Below are 1593 nucleotides of genomic sequence, written 5' to 3'. Positions count from 1 at the left end.
GGATGACGCCCGGCGTGTGTGTGCCGTAGTAGCCCTGGCCGATGAAGCTCTTGAGCACCTTGTTCTTGCCCGCGATGGCCTTCAGTTCGGCCAGCGCTGCGGCCTCGGTGGTGGCTGCCGGCAGGTCCATGGCGCGGCTGCGTGCGATGGAGCGCGGCACGATGGAGTCAATGAGCGCGCGGCGCGAGGCCTCGCCGATCACGGACAGCATGTGGGCTTCATCCGCTGCGTCGATGCCGATGTGGCGGGGCAGGAATTCGGCGGCGTTTTCCAGCGCGGACAACGGCAAGGATGTGGGCAGGGCGGCAGTCATGGCGGGCGTTCAGGGTGCTATGAAAAAAGAAGCTGCTGGCGCTTGTCAGTCGGACGTTTCAGGAGAATTTTCTTTGAAAGCCAATGGAATCAAGCGCTGGCAGCTATGGTTTTTGAAACCGGAGACGAATGGGCCAAGTGCCCGTCAGGCGTTGGCCGCAAAGGCCGTGTAAGCCGTCTCGTCCATCAGGGCATCGAGCTGGGCCGCATCGGCCAGCTTGACCTTGAAGAACCAGCCAGCGCCCAGCGGGTCGGTGTTGGCCAGCGACGGGTCGGCGCGCAGGGCTTCGTTGACTTCCACGATCTCGCCGGTGACAGGCATGTACACGTCGGCAGCAGCCTTCACGGACTCGACCACGCCCGCCACGTCACCCTGGCTGAAGGTGGCGCCCACCTCAGGCAGGTCCACAAACACCACATCGCCCAGCGCATCTTGTGCGTGCACTGTGATACCCACCACAGCAGCGGCCGTGTCGGCGGTGTTGATCCATTCGTGTTCTTTGGAAAATTTGACGGTCATGGGGAAGCTCCTCAAGCAACGGGATAAATAAGGGAATCAGCAATGTAGCGGGCGCAGGCCGCGTTGGTGCACGGTCGCCCGCGAAATCAGCCGCGAAAGTAGTTGGCGGAAACAAACGGCATGGCGCGCACTTCCATGGGCACAGCCTTGCCGCGCACGATAGCGTTCACACGCGTGCCGATGGCGGCAAAGGCGGGTGCCACATAGCCCATGGCCACGGGTTCGTTCACCGTGGGGCCCAGCAGGCCGCTGGTGACTTCGCCAATCTTCTGGCCGTCGGTGCTTTGCAACTCGGTGTGCTCGCGCACGGGCACACGCTCCAGCGCGACCAGACCTACGCGCTTGCGAGGCAGGGTGGTGGGGTTGTCGATTTGCGCCAGCACCTTGTCGGCTCCCGGGAAGCCGCCAGCCCGGGCGCCACCGGTGCGGCGCACCTTTTGGATGGCCCAGTTCAGCGCGGCTTCGGGGGGCGTGGTGGTGGTGTCGATGTCATTGCCATACAGGCACAGGCCCGCTTCCAGGCGCAGCGAGTTGCGGGCGCCCAGGCCGATGGGCTTGACCTCGGGCTGGGCCAGCAGGGCGCGGGCGAGCGTCTCGGCCTGCGCGGCGGGCACGGAGATTTCAAAGCCGTCTTCGCCGGTGTAGCCGCTGCGGGTCACAAAGCAGTCGCAGCCTGCAATGCTGAATGCGCCGCCGGTCATGAACACCAGCTTTTCCACGCCGGGCGCAAGGCGGGCGAGGGCGGTGACGGCCTGCGGGCC

Annotated in this window: 2 protein-coding genes and 1 pseudogene; all 3 read right to left on the bottom strand. The window is 65.1% G+C overall.

The annotated features are described in order from the left end of the window. Positions 1-313: pseudogene (locus tag AC07Z7_RS25050) on the bottom strand (glycine dehydrogenase (aminomethyl-transferring)); the annotation flags it as partial. A 144-nt stretch (positions 314-457) separates the two neighbouring features. Further along, the gene (gene gcvH / locus AC07Z7_RS25045; protein ID WP_494768041.1) at positions 458-832 is read right to left on the bottom strand and encodes a glycine cleavage system protein GcvH; all 375 of its coding nucleotides are present in this window, start codon (positions 830-832) and stop codon (positions 458-460) included. An 86-nt stretch (positions 833-918) separates the two neighbouring features. Beyond that, positions 919-1593 (bottom strand): glycine cleavage T C-terminal barrel domain-containing protein (locus tag AC07Z7_RS25040; RefSeq protein WP_494768040.1); only part of this gene is annotated, 675 nt, incomplete at its 5' end.

Source organism: Acidovorax sp. GW101-11A03 (genome assembly GCF_059424825.1).
Note: the sequence above shows the minus strand (reverse complement) of the source record. Positions and strands in the feature narration are given on the sequence as shown.